This is a genomic window from Kitasatospora sp. NPDC005856 (genome assembly GCF_040629945.1).
Classification (GTDB): Bacteria; Actinomycetota; Actinomycetes; order Streptomycetales; family Streptomycetaceae; genus Kitasatospora.
Map to the genome: position 1 here is coordinate 1 of NZ_JBEXWT010000076.1, position 13,906 is coordinate 13,906.

The window sequence follows — 13,906 nt, forward strand, 5'->3', positions numbered from 1 at the left end:
CCCCGAGCAGCAGCAGGCCGCTGTCCGCGTCCCAGCGGATCACCTGCGGCCGGTTCTGTTCCTGGGGCAGCGCGGCCTCCTTGACCGGCGCCGGGTCGACGCCCGGCCGGTGGCGCCAGATGCCCTGCGAGGAGTACACGCCCAGGTAGAGGGTGCCGTCGTCGAGGACCACGGTGTCCTTGGCCTCGCCCGGGACGGGGAGCTTGCGGACGGTTCCGGCGGCCAGGTCGTGCAGGGCGATCGAGCCGTTGCCACCGACGTACACCCGCCCGGCGCGGGCCGCCACCGACATGCCCAGCTGGGCGGCGGCGGGCGCACCGGCCTCGACCAGGTCCCGGGTGGTGACGGCCCCCGTACCGAGGTCCAGCGTCCACACGGTGCCGCCCTCGGTGACCCCGGCCAGGGTGTCGCCGAGCCGGCCGAGGCCCCAGGAGTTGCCGTCCGGCACGGGCACCGCGAGCCGGTCGAGGGCGCCGGTGGCGAGGTCGTGGCGCCACAGCACGCCGTGCTCGGTGGAGGTGAACCAGAGGGTGTCCCCCCGCCGCTGGAAGTTGGTGACGCTCTTGGTGCCGGGGACGGCGAAGGAGCGCAGCACCCGGTGGCCGGCCGGGTCGAGGAGCGCCACGTGGGCGGGTGCGCCCTCGGTGGAGACGGCCAGCAGGTCGTCGCCGAGGACGGTGATCCGGCGGATGATCGTGTCGCCGCGCAGCTCGGGCGGGGTGATGTCGGTGACGGCGCGGGTGGCCCGCTCGACGGCGTACAGGCTCGCCCGGGTCGCTCCGCCGCCGCCCGCCAGGTTGCTGCCGACGCCGAGGTAGGCGTGGGTCGCGGTGGCGGCGACGGCGCGGCCCTGGGTGGCGTTCGGCGCCGGGGAGGCGATCTCGGTGACGGCGCCGGTGGCCGGGTCCCAGGCGTAGAGGCCGGGGCCGGCGGCCCGGCCCTTCTGCCGTCCGGTCGCGTAGACCGTTCCGTCGGGTGCGACGGCCACGTCCCGGACGTCGGCGCCGGGGACGTTGCCGAGCGCGGTGAGCGTGCCGTCGTAGCGGTACAGGTTGGCCGCGCCCGGGGCGTCGGTGACGCCGAGGTGGAGCACGCCGCCGCGGGCGGCCGAGCCCTGGACGAAGTTGCCGGTGGGCAGGTCGACGGTGGTGGTGACCCGGCCGGTCGGCAGGTGGTAGCCGATCACCCGGGCGGGGGCGAGGTTGCGCGAGCCGATCCACAGGGTGTCGCCGATCAGCGTCGCGCTCATCAGGGGGAAGTCGGCGTTCCCGGGGCCGAGTGCGGTCACGTCCGGCGCCCCGGCCGGGGCGCCGGTCGCGGCGGCCGTGGCGGTCGCGGCCGGGCCGAGCACCGAGAGCGCGGCCACCGCGCCGGTGCCGAGCAGGAGTTGGCGGCGGGAGGGTTCGACGGCGGGCATGGGGCTCCAGAGTCCGGTCACGGGCGGGGCAGGTCCGGGGCGCCGGCGGCGGCCAGCAGCTCCCGCGTGTACGGGTGGGCGGGGTCGGCGAACAGCTCGGCGGCGGGCGCCCGTTCGACCACCCGGCCGTGCCGCAGCACCAGCACGTCGTCGCACAGGTGGCGGACCAGCGCGAGGTCGTGCGAGATGAACACCAGTCCGACGCCGGTCCGTTCGCGCAGTTCGGCGAAGAGGTTGAGGATCTGCGCCTGGACCGAGACGTCCAGCGCGGAGGTCGGCTCGTCGGCGACCAGCACCTGCGGGCCGACGGCCAGGGCCCGCGCGATGGCGACCCGCTGGCGCTGGCCTCCGGAGAGGCGGTGCGGCCGGGCGTCGAGCACCGCCTCCGGCAGGCCGACCAGTTCGCAGAGCCCGCGTGGATCGCGGTCCCGCAGCCCGTGGGTCGTCAGCGGTTCGGCGAGCGCCTCGCGCACGGTCATCCGGGGGCTGAGCGAGGCGTACGGGTCCTGGAAGACCATCTGCACCCGGCGCCGCAGCTCGCGCTCCTCGACGCGGTCGGCCTCGGCCCAGGAGCGGCCGTCCACCCGGACCGTCCCGGCCTGCGGCCGCACCAGTCCGAGCAGGGCGCGGGCCAGGGTGGACTTGCCGGAGCCGGACTCGCCGATCACCCCGACCGCCCGGCCGGGCGCGGCGCTCAGGCTCACGCCCTCCAGGGCCGGGGGCCGGCGGCGGCCGTAGCGGACGGTGAGGTCCTCGGCGACCAGGACGGGCTCGGCGGCCCGCTCCACGCTCCGCTCCACGACCGGGATCTGACGTTCCGTCACCACGGCGCCGGAAACCGGAAGATGACAGGCGAAGCCGGACTCGCCGCTGCCCGACCACTGCGGCGCCGAGCTCGTGCAGCGCTCGACGGCGGCCGCGCAGCGCGGGGCGAAGGCACAGCCGGCCGGCGCCTCGCCGGCCGCCGGCGGGCGCCCCCCGATCACGGTGAGCGGTACGCCGGGCGGGCCGTCCAGCCGGGGCACCCCGGCCAGCAGCCCCGCGGTGTACCGGTGCCGGGGGCCGCCCAACAGGTCACGTGCCGGGGCCCGTTCGACGATCCTCCCGGCGTACATCACCTGGACGGTGTCACAGCTGCGGGCCACCACGCCGAGGTCGTGGGTGATCAGCAGGACGGCCGTGCCGGTCTCGTCGCGCAGCCGGACCAGCAGGTCCAGGATCTCCACCCGGGTGCTCGGGTCCAGCGCCGTGGTCGGCTCGTCGGCGATCAGCAGCTCCGGGCGGTTGGCCATCGCCATGGCGATCAGCACCCGCTGGCGCATGCCACCGGAGAACTCGTGCGGCCGGTCGCGGTAGCGGCGGGCGGGCCCGTCGATGCCGACCAGGTCGAGCAGTTCGAGCGCCCGGGCCCGGGCCTCGCGGCGGCTCGCGCCGTGCACCAGGGCGGCCTCGGCGAGCTGGCGGCCGACCGGCGTCCGGGGGTTGAGGTGGGCCAGCGGATCCTGGAAGACCATGCCGATCCGCCGGCCGCGCACCGCCCGTACGGCGGGTTCAGGCAGGGCGAGCAGGTCGGTCCCGTCGAACCGGACGGTGCCGCCGGTGGTGCGGCAGCCCGGCGGCAGCATCCGGTTGACGGCCAGCGCGGTGAGGGTCTTGCCCGAGCCGGACTCGCCGACCAGGCCGAGGATCTCGCCCGGCCGCACGGTGAAGTCCACCCCGCGCACCGCCTCGCCGCCGCCCACCGTGACGTGCAGGCCGCGCACCTCCAGCAGCGGCGGGCCCGGCGCCGCGGCGGTGGTCGTGGTCTCGACGGTGGTCGAGGGCGCGGCGGTTCCGGTGTTGGTCACCGCATCGGTCGTGGTCACCGCAGTCTCTCCCGGTTGAACGAGTCGGCGAGCAGGGTCAGGCCGAACACCAGCAGCCCAAGCAGGACGACCGGCGTCAGGGCGTAACCCGGGTGGAGGAAGAGGTACTTGGAGCCGGTGTTGATCATCGTGCCGAGCGAGGGCGCGGGCGGCTGGATGCCGAGACCGAGCACGCTCAGGCCGCCCTCGATCTTGACGGCGTGCGCCATCGCCACCGCCAGCAGCGCGGTGGTGGCGTCGACGACGTTCGGCAGCACGTGGCGGCGCAGGATCCGGCCGCGCGGCACGCCGAGCACCCGGGCGGCCACCACGTGGTCGCGGGCGAGCTGGGCGAGCAGCGCCGCCCGCGCCTGGCGCCCGAAGGAGGGCAGCGCGCCGAGCACGATGGTGGCCGCCACGCTGCCCGGCCCCGGGCGCACCAGCAGGGCGAGCGTGAGTCCGAGCAGCAGTCCGTGCAGGCCGAGCAGCAGGTCGAACAGCCGCTGGACGGCCTCGCCCAGCAGCCGGTTCAGCCCGCCGAGCAGGCCCAGCGCGGTGCCGAGCACGGCGGCCGCCGGTACCGCCAGCAGGCAGACCAGCAGGTCGGTGCGGATCCCGGCCAGCGCCCGGGCGAGCAGGTCGCGCCCGACCTCGTCGGTGCCCAGCAGGTGGGCCGCCGACGGGCCGGCCAGGGCGGCCGGGCCCTGCCGGTAGGGGTCCGCGGCCAGCGGGCCGAGCAGCCCCAGCAGCACCACCAGGAGGACGAGCAGCGCGCCGGTGCGCCCGCGCCGGGTGCGCAGCGCGGCCGGGAGCGGGGGCAGGACGGGCCGCGGGCGGCGCACGGGGGTGGTGGTCGCGGTCACCGGTCCTCACCGGTGCCGGCGCGGGCGATCCGCGGGTCGAGCCGGCCGACGAGCAGCTCCGAGGCGAGCTGGACGAGTACGGCGACGGCGACGGCGAGCATGATCAGGGTCTGGGCGACCGGGTAGTCCCGCTGGTTGACGGCGTCCAGCAGCAGCTGGCCGAGGCCGTGCCGGGCGAAGAGCTGCTCGGCCACCACCGCGCCGCCGAGCAACTCACCCAGGTGCAGGCCGAATTCGACGCAGAACGGCGCCAGGCTGTTGGGCAGCACATGGCGCGCCAGGACCCGCCGGGGCGAGGCCCCCTTGGCGACGGCGGTCAGCACGAACTCCTCCTGGCGGGTGCGGCGCAGCTCGGTGGCGAGCAGCCGGGCCAGCACCGCCGAGCCCGGCAGCGCGAGCGCCACGGCGGGCAGGGCGAGGTACTGGACGGCGAGGTCCGGCGCGGTGAACAGGTCCCGCTCGCCGCCGGCGGGCAGCAGGCGCAGCAGGACGGCGAAGACGAAGACGAACAGCACGGCGGTGACGTACACCGGCAGGGCCAGCAGGGCGGTGGCCACGGGGTCGAGCACCCGGGCCAGCCGGCCGCGCCGCTCGGAGGCCAGCGCGACGCCCAGGACCAGGCCGAGCACCAGCATCAGCAGGCCGGCGGCGAGGGCGAGCTGGACGGTGCTGCCGAGGCTCTGGCCGATCAGGCGGGTCACCGGCTCCCGGTAGTGGAAGGAGCTGCCGGGATCGCCGGTGAGCAGCCCGTGCAGCCAGCCCAGGTACTGGACGGGCATCGGCCGGTCGACGCCGAGGCTGTCGGCGAGCCGGTCGCGCTGCTCCTGGTCGGCCTCGGCGCCGAGCGCGGCGGACACCGGGTCGCCGGGGGCGAGGCGGAGCAGCAGGAAGACGGCGACGGAGGCGAGCCAGAGCGTGGCCAGCGCGCCGGCCGCCTTTCTGGTCCAGTAGGGCACGGGGGTACTCCAAGTGGGTGGAAAGCCGCCCCAGGACGGTGGGGGGCGCCCTGGGACGGCCGTCAGGCGGTGCGCCGGGTGTCGTCGAGCCGCAGGTAGCCGAGCGCGCTGGTGGCCACGCCGTGCACCGAGGAGGCGAAGGCGTAGGTCTCCCAGGCGTGCGCGAGGGTGATGTGGAAGGACTCGGCCAGCAGGTACTCGGACAGTTCGTGGTTGACGTCGGCCCTGGCCTGCTCGTCGGCGGCGGCGAAGGCGCGGGACTGGAGTTCGGCGTAGGCGGGGTCGGTGACGTGCGAGGTGTTCCGGCCGACCTGGAGCGGGCCGGAGACGGTGATCCCGCTCAGCGGGGAGACGCTGACCATGCCGTGGTTGGCGATGGACAGTCCCTCCAGCGTGCCCTGCTGGATCTTCGGCTGGAGCGCGGCGTTGTCCAGCAGCTGGACGTCGACGCCGAACCCGGCCTGCTCCAGGTCGTACTTGACCAGTTCCACGAGGGAGGCGAAGACCGGCGAGTTGGCGGCGGTGAGCGGCACCCGCGCGCCTTCGGCGCCGGCCTCCCGGAGCAGCCCGCGGGCCTTCTGCGGGTCGTGCGGGTAGCGGGTGACCTGGTCGGGGGTGACGCCGGGGGTGTTGGAGGGCCAGGGCAGGCTGCTCGCCTCGGCGTGGCCGCCGTACACCTGGGCGACGATGCGCTCGCGGTCCACCGCGTACTGCAGGGCCTGGCGCACCCGGCGGTCGTCGAAGGGCCTGCTGGTGACGTTCGCGCCGAGGAACGCCTGCTGGTAGGAGGACTTGGCGGACTGCACGGCGAAGGCCGGGTTCCCGCCCAGCACCTTGAGGTCGCGCCCGGGCACCGCGCCGATCAGGTGGGACTGCCCCGACTGGAGGGCGGACAGTGCGGCCTGGCTGCTGGTCACCGACCGGACGGTGATCCGCTCGAAGCGGGGCCGCCCGCTCTGCCAGTAGTGGTCGTGGCGGGCCAGGTCGAGCTGGTTGCCGCCCTTGAACGCCTGCCAGGTGAAGGGCCCGGTGCCGTTGACCTTCTCGGCTGCCCTGCCGTCGACGTAGCTGCGGGCGTCCACCACGGGGTTGAACGCGAGGGCGTCGAACAGGTTGCTGGTGGGCCTGGCCAGGGTGAGGGTGACCTCGTGCGGGGCGCTCGCCCTGATGTCGGCGAGCCGTTCCAGCAGCGGCTTGACCTGGGAGGACTTGGCGGCGCCGGTGAGCGAGAAGACGACGTCGTCGGGGCTGAGCGGCCGGCCGTCGTGGAAGGTGACGTCCTCGCGCAGCTTGAGCACCAGCCTGGTGCGGTCGGTGCTCCACTCCCAGGAGGTGGCGAGCCAGGGCACGGGCTGGAGGGTCTGGGGGTCGAGGTCGACCAGCCGGTCCAGCACCAGGTTGACGAACACCGGGGTGTCCGGGCCGCGGTGGAGCAGCTGGGTGGGGTCGGGGGCGGCGCCGTAGACGATCTGGAGGTCCGGCGCGGTGGTGGTCGCGGCGGGCGCGGCCCCGCCGGCGGCGTCCTCGGTGGCGGAGCGGCAGCCCGCCGCCAGCAGGACCGCTCCGGCGCTCAGGCCGAGGAAGCCTCTTCGGGGCAGGCCGCGGTGACGGGCTGCGTCGCTCATGGTGGTGCTACCTCTTCGGTTCTCGGGTTCTCGGGTTCTCGGGGATCGGGTGCTCGGGGATCGGGTGCTCGGGGATCGGTCAGGGGGGTCCGCGACGGGTCCGCGCTCAGTACCTGGTCACGACGACGCCGTCGCTCCAGGCCACCACCTCGGGGCCGCCGGTCGGGTAGGGGATGTTCTTGGCCGGGTTCCAGTTGGCCCGGTAGATGCCGGTCTTGAAGTACGGCGACTGGTTCTGGTGGTAGTTGTTGAGGCCGCTGTAGGCGCCGACCTGCGCGCCGTCCCGGAACACGGTGATGGAGCCGGGGGTGGTGTCGGTGGACCAGGTGATGTCGAAGGCCCACTGGTTCCAGTGGCCGAACTGCACGTCGCCGAGCGGGATCACCGCCTCCTGGACGGTGCTCGGGTCGGTCAGCCAGTGCACCTTGAGCCGCCAGCTGCCGTCCTTGACGGTCAGGGCGATCGGCGGCTTGGTGTCGCTGCCGTCCGCGAGCGGGTAGCCGTGCCACTGGGCGAGGATCGTCTCGGTGGAGGTCCGCACCCAGTCGGCGGGCAGGTAGTCGGCGAGGGCGAAGCGGTAGCCGCCCCAGCCGAGGGAGTTGACGGCGATCTCGGAGCGGTAGGAGACGCCGTCGTTCGGCACGCCGAAGCGGGCGGCCCGGCCGCTGCCTCCGGGGGGTGCGGGGGCCACGGTGATGCTGCCGTTGCCGTCGATGCGCTGGCGGGTCCAGGCGGAGACGGTGCCGGATTCGAAGTCGTCGGCGAAGACGTCGGTGCCGGACACCACGGCGGAAGCCACGGACGCGGCGGACGCGGCGGAAGCGGCGTTGGCCGGGGCAGCGGCGGTCACGGCCAGGGCGGCGGTGAGCACGGCCGCGGCGAGGCGGCCGGGGAGGCGGGACATGGTTCTGCTCCTTCTCGGGTTCGGGGCTGATCGATCGGCGGCCGCGGCCGGTTGACCGGTGACGGGGTCAACCGGCCCGGCGACAGGAGCCGGTCGGTCCGACCCAGGTCGGGCTGGACCAGGCCCACTGGTCGTTCAGCTGCCGGACCCGTACGTGGTAGAAGTCCCCGTCGCCGCCGGGGCGTTCGTCGGTCAGCTCGAACTCGGCGGTGGTCTCCCGGTCGGGCACGGCCCGGTCGAAGCGGTAGGCGCCGGAGACGAACCCGCCGGTGAAGCCGGTCCGCGCGCCCGCGAGGAGCTCGCCGACGGCGTGGGCGCTCTCGACGCCGTTCACGACGGCGACCAGCCGGGTGCGCGCGTCGCCCTCGACCCTCAGGGAGAAGCCCTGGGTGCTGTCGGTGGCGGTGTTGGGGTTGCCGTCGGTGACCGTCCGCAGCCGGACCTCGCCCGGCCCGGTGCGCTCCCACCGGGACGGCCGGTAGGTGTCCGGCTCGGCCTCGGCCGGCGCGACGGTCTCCGGGCCGCGCAACCGGGGCTGGACGTCCAGCAGCCGCCCGGCCTCGACCCGCAGCACGACGTCCCAGTGCACCGGTTCGCCGCGCCGGCCCCAGCCGACGGCGAAGCCCAGGGTGCCGGAGAAGGTGTCCGTGCCGTCGGCGCGGGCGAGGAGTTCGGGCCGGCTGACCCGGTGGACCGGCACGCCGTTGCGCAGCAGTTCGACGTGGTCGAGCGCGTCCCGGCCCTGGACCGTGACGTGGATCCGGCGCCGGTCGGCGGAGGCGGCCTCGGCGCCCATCGGGGCACCGTTGACGGAGGTGGCGAGCAGGATGCGGTCCCCGGTGATCGCGTAGGTGCGGCGCTGCTGGACGGCGTTCCAGATCCCGTCCCGGGTCAGTTCCGGGGCCCAGACCGCCACCCGGCCGTGCCCGTGGCTGCCGGGGAAGGCACTGTGGTGGTCGGTGGAGCCGATCAGCCCGAAGCGGTGGCCCAGGCGCAGGCCGTGGACGGCCGTGGCGGTGGCGGCGCGCGGGCCCATGGTGTGCAGGTAGGTGCGGGGCGCCTCGTCGGACTCGGCGCAGCCGTGCATCGAGACCATCTCCACCACCGGGGCGAACTCCTCGGTGTAGGAGGCCCAGTCGATGCCGCGGCGGGCCGGCCCGTAGCCGATGTGGTGCGGCAGCGCCCAGGTCCGCACGCCCTGGGCGGCGAGCACGCGCAGCCGGGCGCGCAGTTCGTCCAGGTCCGCCGCCCGGATGATCTCGCCGCGCGGGCCGTCGAAGTACACGCAGTGGTCGCCGTGGGCGAGGCTGTGCCACTCGAAGGACTGGAAGGTGACGAAGCGGCCGTCCTCGTGGGCGGCGGCGGTGACGTCCTGGACGTGGTCCCAGAGCCGGGCCAGCCGGGCGAAGCCCTCGGTGTGGTAGTCGACCAGGCTCGCCAGCTCGGGGGTGCGCTCGGGCAGGTCGGGCCACCAGCCGTGGCCGGTGACGCTGGCGAAGTCGAGCTGGAGCCGGGCGTTGGCGTAGGCGTCCTCGATGCTCCCGTGGCCGTAGCTGATGCCGCAGTGGTTGTGGAGGTCGCCGACGTACAGGCCCAGGCCGGCGTAGCCGGGCGCGTCGGTGGTGGGGGCGGTCATCGGGCGGGGCTTCCTCGGGTCGTGTTCGGCCGGATGTGATCGACCATGTTTGATTGACTCTGAGAAGAAGCTAGCCGTGATCTCCGGGGAGGGGTCAAGACCAGTTCGACCGGTGTCGCGCGATCGCCATCGGGCGAAACATCGCCTTCACATGAAGATCTGCTGGTGAAGCTGGCTACCTCGCCGGACGGCCGGGCAGTGACGACTCACCACACCCCTGCCGATACTTTTGATCGATCTGATAGAAACTTCCGCAACACCTCTCCCCCGAAGGACGGTTCCGTGCCGCACCCCGCCCTGCCCCCCGCGCCCGACCTCGGCGCCTCCCACCTCGTCCGCGCCCCCGAGCGCCCCGAACCCGGCTACTGGGCCGGCTGCCCGGGCGTCCGGTACGAGCCGGGCCTCGACCGCTTCCTGCTCACCTACCGCGAGCGCCGCCCGCGCGGCGCGGCGCACGGGCCCGACCGGGGCTGGCGCTGCGCCGTCGCCGAGAGCACCGACGGCATCGCCTTCCACGACCTGTGGTCCGTCCGGCGCGACGAACTGGGCTCCCCCTCGATGGAACGCCTCGCCCTGCTGCGCCGCGACGACGGCTACCTGCTCCACCTCAGCTACGTCGACCCCGCCGACAACCGCTGGCGCGTCGACGCCCTGCGCGCCGACACCCCCGAGTCCTTCGACCTCGGCACCCGCACCCCCGTCCTCACCGCCGCGACCACCGGCACCGAGGGCGTCAAGGACCCGTACCTGCTCGAAACCGACGCCGGCGTCCACCTGTTCGCCACCGTCTCCCGCGCCCGGCCGTTCACCCCCGAGGAGCGGGCCCGCGCCCACGCCGACGCCGACATCCACACCACCGGCCTCACCGTCCAGCCCACCGCGCTCGCGGTGTCCCCGGACGGGCTGCGCTTCACCACCCCGCCGGGCCGCGCCGCCGAGGCCCTGGACGTCGGCCCGGCCGGGGCCTGGGACGGCTACGAGTCCCGGATCACCACCGTCCTGCCCGACGGCCGGGGCGGCTGGCTCGCCCTCTACGACGGCTCGGCGGACGCCTCCGGCAACTACGAGGAGCGCTGCGGCCTGGCCGCCTCCGCCGACCTGCGCGGCTGGCACCGCCTCACCCCGGACGGCCCCTGGCTGGACGTCCGGTACGCCGACCTCGTCCCGGCCCGCGGCCGCTGGTACCTCTACTACGAGCAGACCCGCGCGGACGGCGCCCACGAGCTGCGGGTGGCCGTCCTGGACGAGTTCGCCGGCGTCCGCCCCGACGGCGGCCCGGCAGCTCCGGGCCGCGCCTGAGCCGAGGCCGGTGCCTGAGCCGGGGCCGATGCCGATGCCCGAGCCGGGGCCGGGGAAGCGGCCGATACGGCGGCCGCCCGGGGGCGCGTCAGGCGGCCAGCAGGGCCTCGGCGATGCCCCGGGCCCGCCAGGCGGCGTCCGGGGTGCCCTCGCGCAGGGCGGTGACGATGGCGCCGTCCATCAGGAGGACGAACTGCCGTGCCCGCTCGCCGGGTTCGGGGACGTCGGCGTCCCGCAGGAGCTGCTCGACCAGGTCGATGACGCGGGTCTTGTGCAGGGCCGCCATCCGGCAGGCCGGGCTGGCGGGGTCGGCGATCTCGGTCATCGTGTTGATCGCGACGCAGCCGCGGAAGTCCTGTGTGGCGAACCGCTCGGCCAACGCGTCGAAGAGGTGCAGCGGGTGGCCGCCGTGGGCCGCGACCCGCTCGGAGAGCCACGCCCGCCACCGGACGTCGCGGCCCTCCAGGACCGCGGTCACCAGCGCCTCCTTGCCGGCGAAGTGCCGGTAGAAGGAGGCCCGGCCCACACCGGACTCGGAGAGGATGCGCTCCACGCCGACCGCGCGGATCCCGTGGGCGTAGAAGAGGGTTTCGGCCGTGCTCAGCAGGCGCGCCCGTGCGTTGACTGCCATGCGGGCGATCCTATCCACATTCGAACAAAACGGAACCGATCAGTACGGTTTCACGGCCCGCCCCGCGCACGGCCGGCTCAGGCGCCCGCGGCGGCCGCCTCGGCGAGGGAGTCCAGCACCGGCCGGACCAGCGGGTGCCCGTCGGCGCCGGCCCGGACGGCGGCGAAGACCCGGCGGGTGGCGAGCTCGCTGTCCACCGGGCGCACCGCGACCTCGCCGAGGTCGACGCCGCGCAGCGCCGAGCGCGGCACCAGCGCCACCCCGAGGCCCGCCGAGGCGAGCGCCACCACGGCCCGGAAGTCGTCGGAGGAGTGCAGCAGCCGGGGCTGGAACCCGGCGTGCTCGCAGGCCAGCAGCACCACGTCGTGGCAGGGGTTGCCCGGGTACGGCCCGATCCACGGCTCGTCGGCGAGCGCGGCCACGGCCAGCGGGCCGGACTCATCGGCCAGCCGGTGGCCGAGCGGCAGGACGGCCTCGAAGGGCTCGGCGTACAGCGGCACCCTGGTCAGCCGGGCGTCGTCGGCGCGCGGGGCGCCCCGGTACTCGACGGCCACCGCGAGGTCGGCCCGGCCGTCCAGCACCATCGGCAGGCTGGCGTCGCCCTCGGCGTCCAGCACCTTGAGCCGCACCCCGGGCGCGCGCTCGGCGAGCAGGCCGACGGCGGGGGCGAGCACGGAGGCGATGGCGGTCGCGAAGGAGGCGACGGTGACCTCCCCGGAGACGCCCGCGCTGTACGCGGCGAGGTCGGCCTCGGCGCGCTCCAGCTGGGCGAGCACCACGTCGGCGTGGCCGAGCAGGATCTCCCCCGCGGCGGTCAGCCGCACGCCCCGGCCCTCCCGGGCGAGCAGGTCGTGGCCGGTCTCCTGCTCCAGGGCGGCCAGCTGCTGGGAGACCGCGGAGGGGGTCAGGTAGAGGGCGGCCGCCGCGGCGGTCACGGTGCGGTGGTCCGCCACGGCCCGCAGGGTCCGCAGCCGTCGTGCGTCGATCACGGATCAATTCTGCCAGCGTGGCGCGGCGTGCCGGACCGGCCGTCGGAGCGGCCGGAGCGACGGGGCCGCAGGGCGTGGCGGCGGCTCGGACGGAGCGGGCCCCGCCGGGGTACCACCGGTGACGTATTTCCGGACGAGATCGCTCCCGTCCGTTGACCGGACACCCCGGACGGCGTTTGGCTCGTGACCGAACCGGGCCGCGGGGGCCGTGGGCCCGGCACCGTCATCCGGGGAGGACGATCGATGACCACCGCACGCACCCGCCGCCGGGCGGCCCGTACCGCCGCCGTCCTGGTGGCCGCCGCCCTGGCCGCCGGCGCCGCGACGCCCGCCGCCGAGGCCCGGCCGCCCAAGGGCGACACCGCCCGGGTCAGCGAGGGCCCCAGGGGCGAGGCGCTGGACCGCGAGTCCTTCGCCCTCGGGCTGAGCGGCGACGGCCGCCTGGCGCTGTTCTCCACCGGGGCGGGCCATGTGCTTCCCGGCGGCAGCGGGGCGGGCGACATCTACGTCCGCGACCTGCGCAACGGCCACACCCAGCGGGCCAGCGTCGCCGACGACGGCTCCGCGCTGGACGACGGCTCCGGCGATGCGGCGATCAGCGGCGACGGCCGGTACGTGGCGTTCTCCAGCTACGCGACCAACGTGGTGCCCGGCCAGCCGAAGCACCGCACCGACGTCTTCGTCCGCGACCTCTGGACCGGCCGCACCGAACTGGTCACCGCCGCCGCCTCACCGAGCACCGACGACCAGACCGTCCGCAGCGCCTGGGACCCGGCGATCAGCTGGGACGGCCGCTACGTGGCCTACTCCTCCGACCGCACCGACCTCGCCCCCGGCGTGCACCGCGGCAAGTTCAACATCTTCCTCACCGACCGCTGGACCGGCACCACCCGGCTGGTCACCGTCGGCGCCGACGGCACCGAGGCCGACAACAGCTCCTACCGTCCGACGATCAGCGCGGACGGCACCGTCGTCGCCTTCAACTCCCGGGCCGGCAACCTGCTCCCGGCCGACCCGACCCCGCCCGCCACCGCCGAAGCCGCCGGGACCGCCGGGACCGCCGCGGCCGCCGGGACCCGCGCCTACCCCTCCTACGTGTGGGACGCCCGCACCGGCCGGACCGTCGGCGCCAGCCTCGACGAGGCAGGAGCGCTGCGCGGCAGCGGCACCGACGCGTCGATCAGCCCCTCCGGCCGCTACGCGGTCTACAGCCTCTTCCAGGACGGCGGACGGCCCGGCTCGCACGGCGCCCACAAGGACGTCTTCCTCCACGAACTGGCCACCGGCAAGATCACCAAGGTCAGCACCCCGCTGCCGGGCACCACCAACATCGACTCCTCCTACGACTCCGTGATGACCCTGGACGACCGCTGGGTGTACTTCGCCTCCGACGCCGCCGACCTGGTGCCCGGCGACACCAACGGGCAGAGCGACATCTTCCGCACCGACCTGTGGACCGGGCGCACCGAACGGGTCTCCCTCACCGAGGAGGGCGCCCAGAGCACCGCCGCCTCCTACCGCCCGCAGGTCGACGCCTTCGGCACCACGCTGCTCTTCAGCGCCGACGACGGGAACCTGGTACCGGGCGACACCAACACCGTCGCGGACGTCTTCCGGCGCCGCCTGTGACCCCCGGCTCCCTGCGGGATACGTCCGTTGACGTATTTCCCGCCGGGATCACCCCCGGCCGTTGACCACCGGCCCTCCCGACGGTTGGCTCGGCGCAGGCCCGCCGCCGGGAG

Annotated in this window: 11 protein-coding genes; 2 read left to right on the forward strand and 9 right to left on the reverse strand. The window is 75.2% G+C overall.

Annotation, left to right across the window (positions count from 1 at the left end; translation table 11 throughout):
• The 7 genes from ABZ449_RS32245 to ABZ449_RS32275 form a co-directional block, all read right to left on the reverse strand.
• On the reverse strand, positions 1–1,417 hold a 1,417-nt coding region (locus ABZ449_RS32245; RefSeq protein ID WP_360353241.1), incomplete at its 3' end, for a hypothetical protein.
• Between the two features lie 17 nt (positions 1,418–1,434).
• Complete coding sequence (locus ABZ449_RS32250; protein ID WP_360353243.1) at positions 1,435–3,282, reverse strand: ABC transporter ATP-binding protein; 1,848 nt, start codon at positions 3,280–3,282, stop codon at positions 1,435–1,437.
• Positions 3,279–4,124, reverse strand: coding sequence for an ABC transporter permease subunit (locus ABZ449_RS32255; RefSeq protein WP_360353245.1), 846 nt, complete (start codon positions 4,122–4,124; stop codon positions 3,279–3,281). Before ABZ449_RS32255 ends, ABZ449_RS32250 begins: the two co-directional genes overlap by 4 nt.
• A complete protein-coding gene (locus tag ABZ449_RS32260; protein ID WP_360353247.1) occupies positions 4,121–5,080 on the reverse strand; it encodes an ABC transporter permease in 960 nt (319 codons plus the stop codon). Before ABZ449_RS32260 ends, ABZ449_RS32255 begins: the two co-directional genes overlap by 4 nt.
• 62 nt (positions 5,081–5,142) lie before the next feature.
• Positions 5,143–6,705: an ABC transporter substrate-binding protein gene (locus tag ABZ449_RS32265; protein ID WP_360353248.1), complete on the reverse strand. Its 1,563-nt coding sequence runs from the start codon at positions 6,703–6,705 to the stop codon at positions 5,143–5,145.
• Between the two features lie 106 nt (positions 6,706–6,811).
• Positions 6,812–7,609 (reverse strand): heparin lyase I family protein, encoded by a 798-nt coding sequence (locus tag ABZ449_RS32270; protein ID WP_360353250.1) that lies wholly within the window; start codon positions 7,607–7,609, stop codon positions 6,812–6,814.
• A 67-nt stretch (positions 7,610–7,676) separates the two neighbouring features.
• The gene (locus ABZ449_RS32275) at positions 7,677–9,245 is read right to left on the reverse strand and encodes a DUF3604 domain-containing protein (RefSeq protein WP_360353251.1); all 1,569 of its coding nucleotides are present in this window, start codon (positions 9,243–9,245) and stop codon (positions 7,677–7,679) included.
• 282 nt (positions 9,246–9,527) lie between these two features.
• Here ABZ449_RS32275 and ABZ449_RS32280 point away from each other — a divergent pair, with 282 nt between their 5' ends.
• On the forward strand, positions 9,528–10,544 hold the full coding sequence (locus ABZ449_RS32280) for a hypothetical protein (protein ID WP_360353253.1): 1,017 nt from the start codon (positions 9,528–9,530) through the stop codon (positions 10,542–10,544).
• Between the two features lie 88 nt (positions 10,545–10,632).
• Here ABZ449_RS32280 and ABZ449_RS32285 read toward each other — a convergent pair whose 3' ends face one another.
• On the reverse strand, positions 10,633–11,175 hold the full coding sequence (locus tag ABZ449_RS32285; protein WP_360353254.1) for a helix-turn-helix domain-containing protein: 543 nt from the start codon (positions 11,173–11,175) through the stop codon (positions 10,633–10,635).
• 77 nt (positions 11,176–11,252) lie between these two features.
• Positions 11,253–12,164, reverse strand: coding sequence for a LysR family transcriptional regulator (locus tag ABZ449_RS32290; protein ID WP_360353256.1), 912 nt, complete (start codon positions 12,162–12,164; stop codon positions 11,253–11,255).
• 243 nt (positions 12,165–12,407) lie between these two features.
• On the opposite strand from ABZ449_RS32290, the gene ABZ449_RS32295 reads away from it, so the two are divergent.
• On the forward strand, positions 12,408–13,793 hold the full coding sequence (locus ABZ449_RS32295) for a hypothetical protein (RefSeq protein ID WP_360353258.1): 1,386 nt from the start codon (positions 12,408–12,410) through the stop codon (positions 13,791–13,793).
• Positions 13,794–13,906 lie beyond the last annotated feature (113 nt).